Source organism: Paenirhizobium cremeum (assembly GCF_047553425.1).
GTDB classification, from domain to species: domain Bacteria; phylum Pseudomonadota; class Alphaproteobacteria; order Rhizobiales; family Rhizobiaceae; genus Allorhizobium; species Allorhizobium cremeum.
Genome location: NZ_CP180217.1, coordinates 1846575 through 1863603, shown reverse-complemented (window position 1 = coordinate 1863603; position 17029 = coordinate 1846575). Strand labels below are relative to the sequence as shown.

Here is a 17029-nt window from a genome sequence, read left to right as displayed (position 1 = left end):
CTCCGGAATTGCTGACTTTTCGGCCTGCCCATAGCATCGCCCGGCCAGCCCGGCAACTCTTCGAAAGTCTGCCATGGGAGCGGTCGGCTTGACCTTGGCCCGATCCTTCTCCATCCCTCGTGACGAGGAGCAAAGGGAGAGAGACATGGAACGTTCCGCGATCATCACCGGCGGCAGCAGCGGCATCGGGCGACATCTCGCGATCGCCTTTGCGCAGGCGGGGTATCGAGTGGCCTTCACGCATCGCAATGACGAGTCCGCGGCTGCCGAGGTCCTCGCGGAGATTACTGCCACCGGCGGTCATGCGCGCGCTTTTTCTTCCGATGCCGGCGACGCAGCTTGCGTGACGGCGTTTATGGAGGAGGCTTGCGCCTGGTTTGGCGATGCGCCGGATGTCCTCGTCAACAATGCCGGCATCCAGACATGGGCTCCGCTGCTGGAATTGTCCGAGGAGCGGTGGGATGCGGTGATCCGCACCAATCTGACAGGCACGTTCCTCAACACGCGGGAAGCGGGGCGTCGCATGGTGAAGGCCGGTAAGGGTGGCGCAATCGTCAATATCGGTTCCGGCTGCAACAAGCTCGCCTTTCCGAAACTGGTCGACTACACGGCTTCAAAGGGCGGCGTCGAGCAGTTCACCAAGGTGGCGGCCGTCGAACTCGGTCCCCACGGCGTCCGGGTCAATTGCGTGGCTCCCGGCGCAATCGAGACGGAGCGCACCCGCGCGGAGGCGCCCGATTATGCCGAAACCTGGGGCCGGGTGACACCGTTGCGCCGGGTCGGCACGCCGAGAGACATTGCGGGGCCGGTGCTGTTTCTTGCGAGTGCCGATGCCGCTTTCGTCACCGGGCAGACGATCTGGGTGGACGGAGGCGTATTCACGCAGGCCTTCTGGCCCTATCCGTCATGACCGGCAGCGATCACTGGGTTGACGGAGAAGGCTCGACGAAACCGCCCCTGCGCCATTCCATCAGGCGGTAGGGATTGTCGGCGAGTTCATGGCCTGTCGTGAAAGTGATCGGACCGATCGGTGTATCGAAAGCCGTATCGACCAGCGTATCGACAAGTGGCGAGCCCATGGCGCCGGACAGTGCGGCGGCATCGGCAAGGATGGAGATTGCCGCTTCGGCCGGCTGCACATAACCTTCTCGCGGCGGTTCGCTGGTATTGCCGTCCGTTGTTTGCGGGCCGCCGACGACATAGGGGAGCAGTACCGCCTGAACGCCCTCGGCAAGCGGCACAGGTTGGTCGGCGGCATTCAAGGCTTCACCGCCCAAAAAGTTGAGATCGATCTTTTCCGTGGCTGCGTCTCGGGCAATCACCGACATGTCGGCACGATCGCCGCCCACGAAGACGCTGGTCACGCCCGCCTTCCGCAGGCGGCGCACGAGTGCGATCTGCTGCTCCTGTCCCGGACGGAACGTATCGGTGAAAACCGGTTTCAGGCCACGGTCTTCCAAACTGTTGCGGATGGTCTCCGTAAGCTCCCGGCCATGGATCGTGCCGTCCTCTATGAGCGCGATCGCCTCGCTCTTCCAGTCGCGGAGGATGATTTCGGTCAGCTTTTCAGCCTCGTCATCCACCGTCGGCGCCATGCGGAAGAGCGGCCAGCCATTCTTGAGAGCGTCTTCCATCAGCCCCTTCCAGCGGACAGAAAGCGTAATCGCCGGGACGCCCGCATCCTTCAGCGGCGCAAGGGCACCGTCGAGGCTTTCCGAGCAGAGAAAACCGATTGCCGCCGTTGCGCCCGCCTCACGGATACTTGCGGCGATCTGCGGCCCGCTGCCGGCCTCGCAGCTTTCGTCGATCAGGGCGATCTCCACGCCGAGGCGGTCGGCGGAGATCTTCGCTCCTTGGCGCACTTCATCGCCCAAGGTCGCGAAATTTCCCGATTGCGGCGCGACCACCGCGATCTTCAGCGGGGCAGCGGCGAGCGGCGCGGCAAGTCCGGTCAAAACGAGAAAGGTCAGTGGCAGAAGTCGATGCGGGTTCATTCTTGTTTCGATTTTTCCGGATGCGGCGCTCGGCCATTGAAACGCGCCTAGTTTAACCGCTCCGTGACGCAAACTGCAATGCGGTGCAATAACAGCGGGCTACCAGGGTAAAATCCGTCCGTTGGGGAAAAGGTAAAACTTGCCCGGCATAGTCCTGTCGGATACAGGCTTAGGGCCAATCGCGGAGAGTGAAGTGTTGAACGCGCAGCAGATTGACCCGGTCGTCTACCGGGAAGCGATGAGCCGTTATGCGGGTCATGTCCAGCTCATCACCACGGAGCATGGTGGCATCCGGCGTGGCGTGACGATTACCGCCGCCTGCTCGGTCTCCGACCATCCGCCGACTGTTCTCGCCTGCCTGAACAATACCAACGAAAAGAATGCCGTGTTTTTCGAAAGCGGGTTCTTCGCCCTCAATACGCTGGGCGCGCATCACCGGGAACTCGCCAACGGCTTTGCCGGTTTCGGCGGCCTCTCCGTCGATGAGCGCTTTGCGCTTGGCGAATGGCAAAGGCTGGTCACCGGCGCTCCGGTGCTGTCCGACGCCATCGTTTCCTTCGATTGCCGGGTGACCGACACGAAAGTCACGGCGACCCATACCGTGCTTTTCGGCGAGGTGAAGGCGGTGCATTTCGGGGCCAAGGAAGCGTCGCTGATCTATCTGGACCGCAGCTACCACACCCTGTAAGCTCCTCTCAAAAAGAGGAGGAAGGATGCCTGAGACGTCCTCAAAGGGCCTGCCCGGATCGATCGATGCCGTCGTCGATCTCCTTTCGCAGCACGATTATTTGGCCGGCCGGCCACTGGCCACGGTTCTCTTCCTTGCCCTTCGCATGCAGCGGCCGCTTTTTCTCGAAGGTGAGGCCGGTGTCGGCAAGACCGAGGTGGCCAAGGTGCTGGCATCCGCGCTCGACCGGCCGCTGATCCGCCTCCAGTGCTATGAAGGCCTCGATGTCGCATCGGCCGTCTATGAGTGGAACTATCCCGCGCAGATGCTCGAAATCCGCCTGTCCGAGGCATCAGGAGTTTCCGACCGCGACCGGCTGGAGCATGACATATTTTCCGCACGCTATCTGATCCGCCGGCCGGTGCTGCAGGCGCTGGAGTGCGAGCCGGGCCGCGCGCCGGTCTTCCTGATCGACGAACTCGACCGCACCGACGAGGCCTTCGAGGCTTTCCTCCTGGAAGTACTCTCCGATTTCCAGGTGACGATCCCGGAATACGGAACCGTGAAAGCGACGGAAAAGCCGATCGTCATCGTCACCAGCAACCGGACGCGAGAGGTTCACGACGCTTTGAAACGGCGCTGCCTCTATCACTGGGTCGATTATCCGAAAGCGGCCGAGGAACTGGCGATCATCCGGCGCAAGGTGCCGGGTTGCAACGAACAGCTCTCCAGCCAGATCGTCGCCTATGTGCAGAAGCTGCGCACCCTCGATCTCTTCAAGAACCCAGGCGTTGCCGAGACGATCGACTGGGCTACGGCTCTCACCGAACTCGACCGGCTGGCGCTCGACCCCGAAACCATTGCCGACACACTCGGCACGCTTCTGAAATACCAGGACGATATTGTCCGCATTCAGGGTTCGGAAGGCCAGAAGGTTCTTGCCGAGGTGAAGGCAGAGCTTCTGGCGGCGGGCTGAGCCATGGAGATTTCGGCCGGCCGTGACGGGATCGTGATACCGCCGCCTGTGGCCGGCGACGGCAGGCTCGCCGACAATATCGTGCATTTTGCCCGTGTGCTGCGCAGGGCCGGCCTGAAACCGGGGCCGGGGGCGGTGCTCGACGCCATCGCCGCGGTCGATGCCATTGGCATCGGATCGCGGGAGGAGTTTCATGCGGCCCTCGGCGCGATCTTCGTCAACCGGCACGAGGATCAGCCGGTTTTCGACGAGGCGTTCAGACTTTTCTGGCGTTCGCGCGATCTGGTAGCGAAGATGATTGCAATGATGTCGCCGGTCGCTGCCGACCTCAGCGAAAGAGATAAGGCGAAGGCCGGCGCCTCGCGGGTGAGCGACGCGCTTTATGCAGAACGCAAGCGGCGGCAGGAGGCGCGCGACGAGCCGGATATCGAGATCGACGCCCGTTTCACCACCTCGGGCTCGGAAGTGTTGCGCCGGATGGATTTCGCCCAGATGTCTGCGGCTGAGCTTTCGCAGGCGCGGCGCGAGATCGAGAGGCTGGCTATGCCGTTCGATACCGTGCGCGTGCGCCGGTTTCGCCCGTCTCGACGGCCGGGACATGTCGATGCGCGGGCGACGATGCGCGCGGCGTTGCGCAGCGGTGGCGATCTCATCCTGCCGAAGTTCAGGGCACGTCGTATCGAACAACCGCCGCTGGTCATCCTTGCCGATATCTCGGGTTCGATGAGCCAGTACACCCGCATCTTCCTGCATTTCCTGCATGTGCTGACGGAGCGCCGCCGTCGCGTCCACACATTTCTGTTCGGCACGCGCCTCACCAATGTCACGCGCCAGATGAAGAACCGCGACCCCGATGAGGCGATCGCGCAATGCAGCGGCGCGGTCAGCGACTGGTCCGGCGGCACGCGAATCGGCGAGACGCTCAGGCTCTTCAACCGGCAATGGGCGCGGCGCGTGCTCGGGCAGGGCGCGGTGGTCCTGCTGATTACCGACGGTCTGGAGCGGGAGGATGTCGCGATGCTCGCTGCCGAGACGGATCGGCTGCATCGCTCGTGCCGCCGGCTGGTCTGGCTCAATCCGCTCCTGAGGTTCGAAGGGTTCGAGGCACGGGCGCGGGGCGTCAGGGCGATGCTTCCCCATGTCGACGAGTTGCGTTCCGTGCACAATCTCGATTCCCTTGCCGATCTCGTCGCCGCACTTTCCGCACCCATGAAAGGCGATGCCGATCCGCGGCGTTTCCTGAACACGATGAGGGTTTGAACATGACGGCCGTTGCAGAGCGAATGGACCCGTTGCTCGTTGCCGAGGACTGGAAGGGCAAGGGGCGGGATGTGGCGATTGCGACCGTGGTCGAGACCTGGGGGTCGGCACCGCGCCCGGTTGGCAGTCATCTGGTCATCGATGCCGATGGCAATTTCCAAGGTTCCGTCTCCGGCGGATGCGTCGAGGGGGCGGTTATCACCGAGGCGCTGGACGTGCTGCAATCGGGCAAGCCGCGGATGCTGGAATTCGGGGTTGCCGATGAGACCGCATGGCGGGTCGGGCTCTCCTGCGGCGGCCGCATCCGCGTTTACGTCGAAAGGCTCGGCTGATGGACACGGCAAACCTGAAGAAGCTGAACGAGGCGAGGCTTGCGCGGCGCGCGGCCGTGCTGGTGACCGATCTCGGCGACGGCCGTGACCGGCTTGTGGTCGAGGGCGAAGCCGTCATCGGGCCGCTGGGGGCCGAGATCGGGCAAAGGCTGTTGTCCGGAAAATCCGGCCTCGTCGATCTGGAAGGACGCAGCTTCTTTCTCAACGTCCACCTGCCGCCGCCGCGCATTGTGGTGATTGGCGCGGTTCATATCAGCCAGGCGCTCTGCCCCATGGCCGAGATCGCCGGCTATGACATCACGGTGATCGATCCGCGCACCGCCTTTGCGACGCCTGAGCGGTTTGCCGGTGTCGATCTTCTAGCGGACTGGCCGGAAGATGCGCTGAAGGCGAGGCCGCTTGACCGCTATTGCGCGATGGTCGCAGTCACGCATGACCCGAAGATCGACGACTTTCCGCTCGTTGCAGCGCTCAGGGCCGGCTGTTTCTATGTCGGTGCGCTCGGCAGCCGCAAAACCCATGTGAAACGGGTGGAGCGGCTCAAGAACGATGGGCTCTCCGAGGCCGAAATCGGCCGCATTTCGGCTCCTGTCGGGCTCGATATCGGGGCCGCCACCCCGTCCGAGATCGCGGTGTCCATCCTTGCCGAGGTCATCCAGTCTTTCCGGCGCCGGTCGCTCGGGGCGGCGGCAAGCGAGGCGGCATGATCTTCGGGGAGTTCCCGCTGAAAGGGGCCGAAGGCTTGGTGCTGGCGCATTCCGTGCAATTGCCGTCGGGCCGGCTTCCCAAAGGCCAGCGGCTGACGCAGGCCGATATCCTTGCTCTGGAGGCGGCGGGGCTGCGCACCGTCATCGCCTGCAGGCTGGAAGATGGAGATCTGGGGGAGGACGAGGCGGCCGGGCGACTTGCGGCAGGCGTAGGCCTTGACAACCTGCGCATGTCCGAGCCCTCGACGGGCCGGGTCAATTTCTATGCCACGCGCAACGGCCTCCTCGTGGCGAGCCGGGATCTGGTCGACCGGTTCAACCGCATCGATCCGGCAATAACCTTTGCCTGTCTCGCCGATCACAGCGACGTGCGCGAAGGCGATCTCGTTGCGACCGTGAAGATCATTCCACTCGGCGTTTCCGGCGCGAGCGTCGCGCGCGCGTTGGGCATTCTCGCCGAAGGGCGGGCCATCGAACTCAAGCCCTATCGTCCCCGCAATGTCGCCCTGATCGCCACGCAGCTGCCGTCGCTGAAGACCTCGGTCATGGACAAGACCGCGCGGGTGCTCGAGCAGCGCCTTCTTGCTTCCGGCAGCCGGCTGATCGGAGAATGGAGGGTGGCGCACCGGGCGGATGCGGTTGCCAGGGCCATCGAGGACGCCTTGCGCCGGGAGCTTTCCGACCCGCCGCTCGTGATCGTATTCGGTGCATCGGCTGTATGCGATCCGGTCGATGTCATCCCGGAATCGATCCGCATGGCGGGTGGCACGGTGGATCAGGTCGGGTTGCCGGTCGATCCGGGCAATCTGCTCGTGCTGGGGCATGTGGGAGAAATACCAGTCATCGGTGCGCCGGGCTGTGCCCGTTCGCCGAAGGAAAACGGCTTCGACTGGATTTTGAACCGGATTCTCGCCGGTGAGAATCCTGATGCGCTGGAGCTGACCGGGCTTGGTGTCGGAGGCTTGCTCATGGAAATCCCCAGCCGTCCGCTGCCGCGCGAGGCGGCGACCTCTGCCGACAAGGCTTTTCGTGTCGGCATCATCATTCTTGCCGCCGGCAGGGCAAGCCGGATGGGTGAAGGCGGTCGGCACAAGCTGCTGGCGGAATTCGAGGGCGTGCCGCTCATCAGGCGCGTGACGGAACGGGCGCTCGACGCGGCGGCCGGTCCCGTCGTCGTCGTTACCGGTTTTCGCGCTCCGGAGATTTCCGCCTGTCTGGAAGGGTTGCCGGCCGAACTGCAGGAGAACCGGGATTACGCCAGCGGCATGGCAAGCTCGATCCGGGCAGGGCTTGCTGTCCCCTCCCTGCATGACGCGGACGGCGTCATGATCCTGCTCGGCGACATGCCGGGTATCACGAGCAATGACCTGGCCCGCCTGGCCGATGCTTTTCGCGCGTCGGCCGGCCGATCCATCGTGCGAGCCGTGGCCGACGGCGAGCGCGGCAATCCCGTCATCCTGCCACGTGCGACCTTTCCGGCGCTGATGCGGCTTGAGGGCGATATCGGCGCCCGCCATATCATCGAGACTTCCGGTCTGCCGATTGTTGACGTCGAGGTTGGTGCCGCCGCAAAACTCGACGTCGATACGCCGGAGGCAGTCCTTGCCGCGGGCGGCGTGCTGAAGGGCTGAGGCTAATGGACAATATCGAGATCGAGGAAATGTTTCAGGCGGTCGGCCCCGTCTCCATTCGCCGGATGTTCGGCGGCAAGGGGATCTATCGCGACGGCGTGATCTTTGCGCTGGAACTGTTCGAGGAGGTCATGCTGAAGGCGGACGAGGAGAGCGCGCCGCTCTTCGAGGAGGCGGGCGCCCGTCAGTGGATTTATCAGAGGGAGGGCAAGAGCCCTGTCGCCATGCCCTATTGGTCGATCCCGGATGATGCCTATGACGATCCCGACGAAATGGCAAAGTGGGTGCGGCTCGCCTTCGAGGCGGGTCTCAGGGCAGAGGCGTTGAAAGCCAGGGCAGGCGGAGCGAAGCCGGCCAAAGCGAAATCAGCGAAGAAAGGGAAGAATGGCGCGGGTGAAGGCTGACAACGGCTCGGGCAAGGCATCGAGGTCGAACCAGCCGAACTCCGAGAGCTTGTCCGGTTCAGTCAGTTGCGCTTCGCCCGAAAAGTCCTCGGTCCGGTAGAGTAGTGAAACCCAGTGCTGCCGGTCGTCGTCGATGATCTGTTCGGTCGCGGCAAGAAAGCCGATCGAACCGATCGAGAGACCGGTTTCCTCTTCGGCTTCGCGGCGGGCGGCCTGCTCTGCCGGTTCCATATGGTCGACTTTGCCGCCGACAATGTTCCAGAAACCTGCTTCGGGGGCTTTCCGGCGACGGTAAAGCAGGAGCTTGCCATCGCGAAGGATGGCAAGACCGACTCCGAGGCCGGGAAAATCGATACCGGGCGTGGCCATAAGCGGATGCTTTTCAGCAGCGGATGACGTCAGACCTTGGCGTTGGCGACGATCAGCATGAAGGCCGGAATGTCGTCGCCGAAGCCGACGGGCGTCGGGCCGTCGTCATGGTCGCGGTAGTGGCTGCGGCGGCGTTCGCGATGATCGTCGTTCGCCGGGTTCGGGCGGCTGTTTCGATTGGCGTCACGGCCACGTTTTTCGGACCTGCGTTCGTTCGCCACTGATTCCACCTTTGCCTCTTCCACTTGTTCCGCGATGTCCGCAGTCTGTTCGTTGCGTGTATCGGTTTTATGACCGCCGCGACGCTCGCGGCCTTTATCCCGGTCCTTGCCGCCGCCGCGCTTGCCGCGACGGTCGTCATGGGATTCCGCAGCCGCGGGGAGGGTCGAAAGATCGCCGTTCAGCCATTCGATCTTCTGGCCGATCAGCTTCTCGATCGCGTCGAGATACTTGGTGTCCGAACGGGTGACAAGAGTGAAGGCGGCGCCGGAACGGCCTGCGCGACCGGTGCGGCCGATGCGGTGGACATAATCCTCCGCATGGATCGGGATGTCGAAGTTGAAGACGTGGCTGACGTCGGGAATATCGAGGCCGCGGGCGGCGACGTCCGAGGCGACAAGCAGCGAGATCTGGTTGTCCTTGAAGCCGGCCAGCATGTTGGTGCGCGAGCGTTGATCCATGTCGCCGTGAAGGGCGCCGACCGAGAAACCGTGACGCTCCAGCGAACGGAAGAGGTCGGCAACATCCTTCTTGCGGTTGCAGAAGATGATCGCGTTCTTCAGGTCTTCCTGGGCGCGGATCAGATCGCGCAGGACCGAGCGCTTCTCGTAGTCCTTGTTGTGGGCCGCCACGAGACGCTGCGTCACGGTCTTTGCCGTCGAGGACGGCGGAGCCACTTCGATGCGCTCGGGGTTTTGCAGAAAGCGATCGGCGAGCTTCTGGATTTCCGGCGGCATGGTGGCCGAGAAGAAAAGCGTCTGCCGAGTGAAGGGGATCATCTTGGCGATGCGCTCGATATCCGGGATGAAGCCCATGTCGAGCATGCGGTCGGCTTCGTCGATGACCAGGATCTCAACGCCGGTCATCAGCAGCTTGCCGCGCTCGCAATGATCGAGCAGGCGGCCCGGCGTGCAGATCAGAACGTCGGCGCCGCGTTCAAGCTTGCGGTCCTGGTCCTCGAAGGAAACGCCGCCGATCAGCAGCGCGACGTTGAGCTTGTGATTCTTGCCGTATTTCTCGAAGTTCTCTGCGACCTGGGCTGCCAGTTCGCGGGTCGGCTCAAGGATCAGCGTGCGGGGCATCCGGGCGCGAGCTCGACCCTTTTCGAGGAGCGTCAGCATCGGGAGAACGAAGGAGGCGGTCTTGCCTGTCCCCGTCTGAGCGATGCCGAGAATGTCGCGGCGCTGCAGGGCAGGCGGGATGGCTCCGGCCTGGATCGGGGTAGGGATGGTGTAGCCGGCATCTGTGACGGCTGAAAGTACTTTTTGGCTCAGGCCAAGGTCAGCGAAAGTGGTCAAAGGGAAATCTGTTTCCGTTCCGGTTCTTGCGAACACAATTGAATCGCCCTCGAACGCGGGCGTTAACGTCAGCGCGGGATAGTGCCAAAAAGCCGGAAAGTCAAGGAAACTGGCGGATTTGGAGTAACAAAGGATAAACGAAAGCTTCAGGCGGCACGCCGGGTGGCGATGACGGCCACTCCGGCAAGCGCCAACACCGCACCGGCACCGCGATTGACCGCCTTGACGATGCCCGGAGTGCGCAGCAACCGGCGCGCGCGCCCGGCGATCCACACATGGCCGCCGATCACGATCACCTCAACGGCGACGATCGTCGCGGCGAGGCTGAGATATGTACCGGTCGAGAAATCGGCGCCGACGAAATTCGGCAGAAGCGCCAGATAAAAGAGCGGCATCTTGGGGTTTCCGAGGTTCAGGGCGACGGCGGTCAGGCACACGCTTACGAGATCGCGTCCCCGCTCCGTTACGGTTGCATCGGGGATGACGGGCGGCGCCGTCCAAAGCCTGAAGCCCATGTAGATCAGATAGGCCGCGCCGCCATAGCGCAGAAGCGTCATCAGAAAACCCATTTCGCTGGCGATCAGCGAAAGTCCGAAAGCGGCAAGCGCCAGATAGATCAGGATGCCGATCACCGTGCCGGTGCCGTAGGCGATGCCGGACGCCGCGCCGTTGGAGACAGTCCGCGCCATGATGGTCATGTTGTCGGGACCGGGACTTGCCGCGAACACGAAGAAGGCGAGGGCGAAGGCCAAAAGTGCATGCGGCTCCATGACGATTCCTCCAGCGTGATGATGCCGAGAGTACATGTCCCGCAGAAGGGGTCAATCGATGAGCGTCGTCAGCTTCATGCCGGCATTCAGGAACTGCATCGGGTCCACCGCCTCGCCGTTGCGGCGCACTTCATAGTGGATATGCGGGCCGGTGGAACGGCCGGTATTGCCGGAATAGCCGATCACGTCGCCGGCACTGATTTCGTCGCCGACCTTCACAAGGATTTTCGACATGTGGCCGAAGCGGGTGCTGAAGCCCAGCCCGTGATCGATTTCGACCATGTTGCCGTAGCCGCCGGAGGGGCCGGCATTGACCACCTTGCCGGAGCCCGTCGCATGGATCTCGCCGCCCACCGGCGAGCGGAAGTCTATGCCGGCATGCATCGCTAGTCCGCCGAAGAACGGATCGGGCCGGTTGCCGAAGCGGCTGGTGATCTCGCGGCCGGGTGCGGGATTGGCGAAAGGCATGCGGATCGCCGTGGCGCGGACGTTTTCGAGCCGGCTCAGCGCCGCGTCGAGTTCGTTAAGCGAGGTGTTGAAGGCCTCCGCGGTCCGGGGAGCGACATAGGGGCCACCGATGGCGTCCATGCTCGAGGCTTTGTCCGCCTGGTCGAGCGGGATACCGTTGCGTCGCAGGATTCCGGAAATTTCCTCCGCGGTTTCGCTGGCGCCGTCCGCGAGCTTCTGCACCCGGTTGATCTGGTCGCGTTCGATGTCCTTCAGCGACAGCGTCATGTGCGAAAAGAGCCGGTCGGAACGGTCCGCCGCCGTGTCGGTCAACGGCACGTAGCCGAGCGCGGCGGACGGGGTCTGGCCGCTCTTGTCGGTTGGCGGCGTGTCCGACGCAGTCTTGCGCCCCAAAAGATTCTCGATCGCGTCCAGTCCGCCGGAAAGGTTCGCCTGCTTGCCGGTCGCCCCCGGCTTCTCGTTCGGCACCGGAACGGAGGTCGGCAGCTGGCCGACTGCCTCGGCGCGGTCAAGCAACGCGCCCAGCCGTCCATGGCGGGAGGAGAGCGCCATCTGCTGTTCGAGCAGCTTTTCCACCTTTTCTTCGACCACCTGCTGGTCGAGGAGCTGGCGCGAGGTGACGCGGTCGACTTGGGCCCTGAGCGCGGCGATGCGATCCTCGTAGTCGTGCTGCATGCGGGCCTGTCTGGCCATGCTTGCGCCGATCAGGTTGTCACGGAAGACGAGATAGGTGGTCGCGCCGAGATAGCCGATCGCCATGACGCCGACGAAGCAGAAGGCGACCGCCGCCATCCAGGGGTGCACGGTCATGTGGCGGATCTTGTCGCCGCGCGCCAGAATCACGACATGCGGCTGACTGCGTTTGCCGAAGACCCGATTTCCCGCCGAAGTCGCCACGCAATATCCCCTGTCCCGTCGGCTGACCGAGCTCTTCGGAGGGCGATGAACGCCGCTCCGGTACCGGTTTTTGCCTGATGCGATCAGACATCATTAAGGTTAACAAAGGCTTGAAAAGAGGAGGATTGCCCGGAGACGGCGGTTGAATCAGTCGCTGTTCTTCGATGTCAGGGACCGGTAGAAAGACGGGGTCAGGCCGGCTTCGGCGCGGGCGACGTCGTTGAAAGGAGCCTTGAGCGAGCCGCGGAAATTGGCACGCACCAGCTCCTTGAAGGTTGCGGCCGGATCGCGTCTTTCGCGCGCACAGAGGAAACGGAACCATTTGGCGCCGATCGCCACATGACCCTTCTCGTCGTCATAGATGACTTTCAGCACGTCGGCGCTCTCGATATCGCCGGTTTCGCGCATCTTTTCCTGGAGCGAGGGCGTGACGTCGAGGCCGCGGGCTTCGAGGATGAGCGGTACAACGGCGAGCCTTGCCGTCAGATCGTTGCGGGTGGCGTGCGCCGCCTGCCACAGTCCGTCATGGGCGGGCATGTCGCCGTAATCGGCGCCGAGCGCCTTCAATCGTTCGCGAACCATGCGAAAATGCTTGGATTCCTCGAATGCCACTTGCATCCAGCCGTCGAAGAAGGAATGCGGCACCGGTTCGGCGGCGAATCGGGCGACGATATCGAGCGCGAGGTCGACGGCGTTGAGCTCGATATGCGCGAGCGCATGCAGCATGGCGACGCGGCCGGGCAGGGTGTGCAGCGAGCGTTTCTCGGTCGCCTTCGGAGGGACGAGTTCCGGTTTGTCCGGCCGGCCGGGGCGTTCCGGCAGGTCGGGGTCGAGCGGCGAGCGCAGCGACAGCCGCCGCCGATGCCAGCGGCGGGCGGCCTCCTGCGCCAGTTCCGTCTTTTCGTCGAGATCGGTGCTGAGGATCGCGCGCGTCGCCGCCGCGCGCAGGGAGGTGAAGGGGTTTCCGCTCATGCCGGACGCTTGCCGCTCACAGGGCGCGGACCGCATTCAGAACCGCTTCGGCGTGGCCGGGAACCTTGACCTTGCGCCAGATGGCGGCGATTCGCCCGGCGCGGTCGATCAGGAAGGTGGTGCGTTCGACGCCCATGTAGGTCCGGCCATACATGCTCTTCTCCTTCCAGACGCCATAGGCTGAAAGCACTGTCTTCTCCTCGTCGGAGGCCAGCGTGATGGAAAGATTGTGCCTGCCGGCAAACTTGTCATGGCTTTTGACGCTGTCCGGAGACATGCCGATGATCTCTGCGCCAGCCTTGGCGAATTCGTCTGCGAGCTCGGTAAAGGCGATGGCCTCGGCCGTGCAGCCGCTGGTGTCGTCCTTGGGATAGAAGTATAGAACGACCGGCTTGCCGCCAAACGCCGAAAGCGAAACCGAGCCGCCGCCGTCGCGCGGCAGGGTGAAGTCGGGGGCCTGATCGCCAACTGCCAATTCCGCCATGGGATAACCTTTCTTTTGCCCGTTTTATGGATGATTGTCACGGCTATCGATATATAGTCCGGACCGAGGTCGTCCAGCGCGACTGTGAATATCGGCATCCTTGGACGGAGACAATCGCCAGACACATGGGAGAGATCCGCGGCGAAAAGATAAGATTTCGCAAAGAAGACTTCGTTCCCCTGCACGAAATGCCCTCGGCCCGAATCGAGGATCCCATCATTGTGCATTGCCCTCCGCGGTCCACCGCCCTGGGGGGCGTGGGACGTTGGTCTCTTGGCGTGCTCGCTTTTTTCGTGCTGATTACAGGCGGTATCTTTGCGCTGATCGAAGCTGGCGGTCTCGATTCCGTTCTCTCTAACGTTGCCCGTTCCGCGCTCAACTCAGCCGTTGCGCCGGCTTATCGCGCCGAGATCGGCGGCACCGCCATCCGTTTTGCCGAGGGCTTTCAGCTTGCCATTGAGGCGCGGGACGTTTCGATGGTCGGGGAAGCCGACAGCAGCCCGATTGCCAGAACACAGTCTGTCCGTCTCATTCTCGATCCGGTCGCCTTGCTCGGAGGCAAAATCAGGGTTCGGGAGATCGAGAGCGAAGGCGTGGCGCTCGACGCCCGGCTATTGCCGGCCAGCGAACCGCTCGACCTGTCGAAACTCAGGATCGACCACATTCCGGCCGTGCTCGAGGAGTCGTTCCGTCAACTCGACATCGTGCAGTCCTTCATCGCCAAAGGCGGTCTCGACCGGATGAGGGTCGGCGGTCTCGAAATCTCGGCGACAAGCGCCAGCGGCCGTCCCATGACGATTGCCGTCGACGATCTGGCGATGGAGCGCGGGGATGACAATTCGTTGTCGATGTATGGCGCGATTTCCATCAACGGCCAGCAGACCGAACTGACGGCGCTCACCGTCAACGACGGCGGTCGCGCACAGTCGCTGACCATGCGCGTCGCCGATCTCAGGCTTACGCCCTTCCTGCTGAGGCGCGACAAGACGGGCAATCCACGCCAGGGGCTCGACGGGTCTTCCGAAGTCATAATTTCGGCCAAGCGGGCGGGCGAGGGCCGTACGCCGGCGATGACGATGACGCTGAACAGTCAGGCCGGGACATTCTATTTCGACGGCAATCCGCAGGAACTGACCCGCGCGCATCTGGATCTCGGCTATGACTTCGCCAAGGATACGCTGGAGGTCGCCTCGACCTCGCGCATGGAATTTGGACCGATGGTGCTGCCCTTGTCCGGCGGCCTCATCGATCTCGACCGGTTGCCGGGGAACACCGTGCCCGGTACCGGCTTCGGCATCGATCTTGTCGTCTCGCAGGGGCTTGCTGCCGTTCCCGCGTCCGGAGATACGCCTTTTCCGTTCTCCCTCAAGGTTTTCGGCCGCTATGTGAACGAGGCGAAGGAACTGCAGATCGATACGCTGTCGGTTTCCACGCCTTCCGGCACCATGGACGGAAACCTGCGCATCCGGTTCGTTGGCACGGGTCCCGAAATCCGCTTCGACGCCCTGATTAACAATATGAAGTCCGGCGTCATCAAGCAGCTCTGGCCCTACTGGATGGCGGACAAGCCGAGGAAATGGGTGCTGGCCAACATCTTCGGCGGAACCGTCACACACGGTCAGATCTCGGTCTTCATTCCCCAGGACCGGCTGACCGTCGAGCCTAGGCCGCTGCATCTCGACGCGAACGAACTCAATATCAATTTCGATATCGTCAATGCCCGAATGAATGTCACCGGCGATATCCCGCCGCTGAGGGATCTCAATGCGCATTTCGACATGACCGGCGGCAAGGTGGCGGTCGACATCAAGTCGGCGGCCTCCTATTTCCCGTCGGGGCGCATGGTGAAGATTGAAGGCGGCGGCATCGGGCTCGACAACGTTTATGTCAAGCCGCTGATGGCCGACATCGATATCGCGGTGTCCGGCGCTGCCGACGCGGTCGCCGAACTCGTCTCCTTCAAGCCGATGCGCGCCCTGCAGCGGGTCGGCTTCGTGCCGGAGGACTTTTCCGGCGAGGTCAAGGGGTCTGCGCAGGTTCGTCTCGGACTGATCGCCGACCAGAATCCTCCGGAACCGGTCTGGAAGGCCAGCCTGCAGCTTCAGGGCGTCGATATCGCCAAACCGTTCGGCGATCGTGTGATCTCCGATGTCGACGGTACGCTCGATGTCGATCCGCGCGCCGCTCGCCTGCAGGCGAAGGCAGGTGTCGACGGGGTTCCCATGGATATCGCGATGACCGAACCGGTGGATTCGGATTCGGATGTGGCGCGCGAACGGGTCGTGAAGGCTACGCTGAGCAATGCCGACCGCGACAAGCTGGCGCCGGGCCTCGATGGCATCATCGACGGACCGGTTGCGGTGGAACTGACGCGTCTTGACGAGAACCGTCAGGCGGTCAGCGTCGATCTGAAATCCGCCAACCTCATGGTGCCGTGGATCGGTTGGTCAAAGGGGCAGGGTATTGCCGCCAAAGCGAGCTTCGAGACGGTCGAGGGAGAAAATGGCCAGACGGCCATCGACAAGTTCGTTCTGGATGGCGACGGGTTCGGCGCCAAGGGCAACCTCGCCGCCGGCAAGGACGGGCTGATTTCGGCCGATTTCGGCAGCATGCAGCTTTCTCCCGGTGACGATTTCGCACTGGTCCTGCGCCTGGCCAAGGGAACCTATGACGTCAACATCTCCGGCAAGTCGGCGGATGTCCGCTCACTGGTGGCCAAGATGAAATCGGACGGGCCTGTCGGGGCCAAGGGGGGCGGGAGCAAGGGAGGCAGCGGGGAGGCGAATCTCAATCTTCGGCTCCAGGCAAAGCTCGATCGCGTGGTCGGATTTGGCGACGAGGCGATGAGCAATGTATCGCTGACCTATGGCTCGCGCGGCGGCAAGACGACCGCACTCGATATTTCGGCCGTCACGGATACGGGACAGGCGCTGGTGGCCAAACTTCGCCGGCCGGAAGGCCTCAGCGAGGTTTCCGTAACCAGCAGCGATGCCGGTGCGCTCAGCCGCTTCATCGATCTCTACGACCATATGATCGGCGGCCTGCTTAACCTCAAGCTTGCGGAAAGCGCAAACGGGATCTGGAACGGTTCGCTCGATATCCGCAATTTTCAGGTGGAGAACGAACAGCGCCTGCAGTCGATCGTTTCCACGCCGACCGGTGCCGACGGTCGAAGCCTGAACAGCGCGGTCAGGCGGGATATCGATGTCAGCAGCGCGCGGTTCCAGCGCGCCTTTGCCCGTCTGGTCTATTCGGACTCGACGCTTCGCATCGACAACGGCATCGTTCGCGGCGAACAGGTCGGTGCGACCATCCAGGGAACCGTGCGGGACGCCAACGGGCGGATCGACATGACCGGAACCTTCATGCCCGCCTATGGGCTCAACCGGCTGTTTGCCGAATTGCCGGTGATCGGCATCCTGCTCGGCAACGGCCGGGATCGCGGCCTGCTCGGCATCACCTTCAAGCTGACGGGCGCTACCGAACAGCCCAAGCTGACGATCAATCCCCTGTCGCTCATAGCCCCCGGTGTCTTCCGGCAGATCTTCGAGTTCCGCTAGGGCGATTTCGGTGAGAACGGC

General features: G+C 63.2%; 16 protein-coding genes. 9 read left to right on the top strand and 7 right to left on the bottom strand.

All coding sequences use genetic code 11. The annotated features are described in order from the left end of the window. Nucleotides 1-145 precede the first annotated feature (145 nt). Nucleotides 146-910, top strand: coding sequence for an SDR family NAD(P)-dependent oxidoreductase (locus ACLBKR_RS09360; RefSeq protein ID WP_414901532.1), 765 nt, complete (start codon nt 146-148; stop codon nt 908-910). Between the two features lie 10 nt (nt 911-920). Here the strand turns inward: ACLBKR_RS09360 and ACLBKR_RS09355 are convergent, their stop codons facing one another. Then, nucleotides 921-1994: a branched-chain amino acid ABC transporter substrate-binding protein gene (locus tag ACLBKR_RS09355; RefSeq protein WP_113439640.1), complete on the bottom strand. Its 1074-nt coding sequence runs from the start codon at nt 1992-1994 to the stop codon at nt 921-923. 238 nt (nt 1995-2232) lie between these two features. On the opposite strand from ACLBKR_RS09355, the gene ACLBKR_RS09350 reads away from it, so the two are divergent. Genes ACLBKR_RS09350 through ACLBKR_RS09320 form a run of 7 tightly spaced genes read left to right on the top strand, consistent with a single transcriptional unit; the run spans nt 2233 to nt 7971 of the window. Beyond that, nucleotides 2233-2682 (top strand): flavin reductase, encoded by a 450-nt coding sequence (locus ACLBKR_RS09350; protein ID WP_112828281.1) that lies wholly within the window; start codon nt 2233-2235, stop codon nt 2680-2682. Between the two features lie 25 nt (nt 2683-2707). Beyond that, the gene (locus ACLBKR_RS09345) at nt 2708-3637 is read left to right on the top strand and encodes an AAA family ATPase (protein WP_112828205.1); all 930 of its coding nucleotides are present in this window, start codon (nt 2708-2710) and stop codon (nt 3635-3637) included. Nucleotides 3638-3640: 3 nt separating this feature from the next. Then, complete coding sequence (locus ACLBKR_RS09340; RefSeq protein WP_112828206.1) at nt 3641-4897, top strand: vWA domain-containing protein; 1257 nt, start codon at nt 3641-3643, stop codon at nt 4895-4897. Nucleotides 4898-4899: 2 nt separating this feature from the next. Continuing rightward, complete coding sequence (locus tag ACLBKR_RS09335; protein WP_112828207.1) at nt 4900-5229, top strand: XdhC family protein; 330 nt, start codon at nt 4900-4902, stop codon at nt 5227-5229. Continuing rightward, nucleotides 5229-5936: an XdhC family protein gene (locus ACLBKR_RS09330; RefSeq protein WP_112828208.1), complete on the top strand. Its 708-nt coding sequence runs from the start codon at nt 5229-5231 to the stop codon at nt 5934-5936. Before ACLBKR_RS09335 ends, ACLBKR_RS09330 begins: the two co-directional genes overlap by 1 nt. Then, a complete protein-coding gene (locus ACLBKR_RS09325; protein WP_113448496.1) occupies nt 5933-7567 on the top strand; it encodes a molybdopterin-binding/glycosyltransferase family 2 protein in 1635 nt (544 codons plus the stop codon). The genes ACLBKR_RS09330 and ACLBKR_RS09325 overlap by 4 nt, the downstream gene beginning before the upstream one ends. Before the next feature lie 5 nt (nt 7568-7572). Next, nucleotides 7573-7971: a TfoX/Sxy family protein gene (locus ACLBKR_RS09320; protein WP_113340220.1), complete on the top strand. Its 399-nt coding sequence runs from the start codon at nt 7573-7575 to the stop codon at nt 7969-7971. On the opposite strand, the gene ACLBKR_RS09315 is transcribed toward ACLBKR_RS09320, so the two are convergent. The 6 genes from ACLBKR_RS09315 to bcp all read right to left on the bottom strand — a co-directional run bounded on the left by ACLBKR_RS09315 (nt 7933) and on the right by bcp (nt 13448). Beyond that, nucleotides 7933-8340, bottom strand: a complete 408-nt coding sequence (locus ACLBKR_RS09315) for an NUDIX domain-containing protein (protein WP_113486848.1) — start codon at nt 8338-8340, stop codon at nt 7933-7935. The genes ACLBKR_RS09320 and ACLBKR_RS09315 overlap by 39 nt on opposite strands. A 29-nt stretch (nt 8341-8369) precedes the next feature. After that, complete coding sequence (locus tag ACLBKR_RS09310) at nt 8370-9857, bottom strand: DEAD/DEAH box helicase (RefSeq protein WP_113340222.1); 1488 nt, start codon at nt 9855-9857, stop codon at nt 8370-8372. 146 nt (nt 9858-10003) lie between these two features. Further along, the gene (locus tag ACLBKR_RS09305) at nt 10004-10627 is read right to left on the bottom strand and encodes a LysE family translocator (protein ID WP_113467507.1); all 624 of its coding nucleotides are present in this window, start codon (nt 10625-10627) and stop codon (nt 10004-10006) included. 51 nt (nt 10628-10678) lie between these two features. After that, nucleotides 10679-11992, bottom strand: a complete 1314-nt coding sequence (locus ACLBKR_RS09300; protein WP_414901526.1) for a M23 family metallopeptidase — start codon at nt 11990-11992, stop codon at nt 10679-10681. A gap of 147 nt (nt 11993-12139) precedes the next feature. Next, a complete protein-coding gene (locus ACLBKR_RS09295) occupies nt 12140-12964 on the bottom strand; it encodes a ferritin-like domain-containing protein (protein WP_113486846.1) in 825 nt (274 codons plus the stop codon). Nucleotides 12965-12980: 16 nt separating this feature from the next. Further along, nucleotides 12981-13448 carry a thioredoxin-dependent thiol peroxidase gene (gene bcp, locus ACLBKR_RS09290; RefSeq protein ID WP_113486844.1) on the bottom strand — a complete coding sequence of 156 codons (468 nt, stop codon included), beginning with the start codon at nt 13446-13448 and terminating at the stop codon, nt 12981-12983. A 257-nt stretch (nt 13449-13705) separates the two neighbouring features. Between bcp and ACLBKR_RS09285 the strand changes: the two genes are divergently transcribed. Continuing rightward, entirely contained in the window at nt 13706-17008 is a 3303-nt protein-coding gene (locus ACLBKR_RS09285; protein ID WP_414901523.1) for a hypothetical protein, read from the top strand. The last annotated feature ends 21 nt before the right edge of the window (nt 17009-17029 follow it).

Bases quoted from the DNA above. Each gene is read 5' to 3' on its own strand.
- ACLBKR_RS09360 (WP_414901532.1), top strand. From the start codon at position 146: ATGGAACGTTCCGCGATCATCACCGGCGGCAGCAGCGGCATCGGGCGA.
- ACLBKR_RS09355 (WP_113439640.1), bottom strand. From the start codon at position 1,994: ATGAACCCGCATCGACTTCTGCCACTGACCTTTCTCGTTTTGACCGGA.
- ACLBKR_RS09350 (WP_112828281.1), top strand. From the start codon at position 2,233: ATGAGCCGTTATGCGGGTCATGTCCAGCTCATCACCACGGAGCATGGT.
- ACLBKR_RS09345 (WP_112828205.1), top strand. From the start codon at position 2,708: ATGCCTGAGACGTCCTCAAAGGGCCTGCCCGGATCGATCGATGCCGTC.
- ACLBKR_RS09340 (WP_112828206.1), top strand. From the start codon at position 3,641: ATGGAGATTTCGGCCGGCCGTGACGGGATCGTGATACCGCCGCCTGTG.
- ACLBKR_RS09335 (WP_112828207.1), top strand. From the start codon at position 4,900: ATGACGGCCGTTGCAGAGCGAATGGACCCGTTGCTCGTTGCCGAGGAC.
- ACLBKR_RS09330 (WP_112828208.1), top strand. From the start codon at position 5,229: ATGGACACGGCAAACCTGAAGAAGCTGAACGAGGCGAGGCTTGCGCGG.
- ACLBKR_RS09325 (WP_113448496.1), top strand. From the start codon at position 5,933: ATGATCTTCGGGGAGTTCCCGCTGAAAGGGGCCGAAGGCTTGGTGCTG.
- ACLBKR_RS09320 (WP_113340220.1), top strand. From the start codon at position 7,573: ATGGACAATATCGAGATCGAGGAAATGTTTCAGGCGGTCGGCCCCGTC.
- ACLBKR_RS09315 (WP_113486848.1), bottom strand. From the start codon at position 8,340: ATGGCCACGCCCGGTATCGATTTTCCCGGCCTCGGAGTCGGTCTTGCC.
- ACLBKR_RS09305 (WP_113467507.1), bottom strand. From the start codon at position 10,627: ATGGAGCCGCATGCACTTTTGGCCTTCGCCCTCGCCTTCTTCGTGTTC.
- ACLBKR_RS09295 (WP_113486846.1), bottom strand. From the start codon at position 12,964: ATGAGCGGAAACCCCTTCACCTCCCTGCGCGCGGCGGCGACGCGCGCG.
- bcp (WP_113486844.1), bottom strand. From the start codon at position 13,448: ATGGCGGAATTGGCAGTTGGCGATCAGGCCCCCGACTTCACCCTGCCG.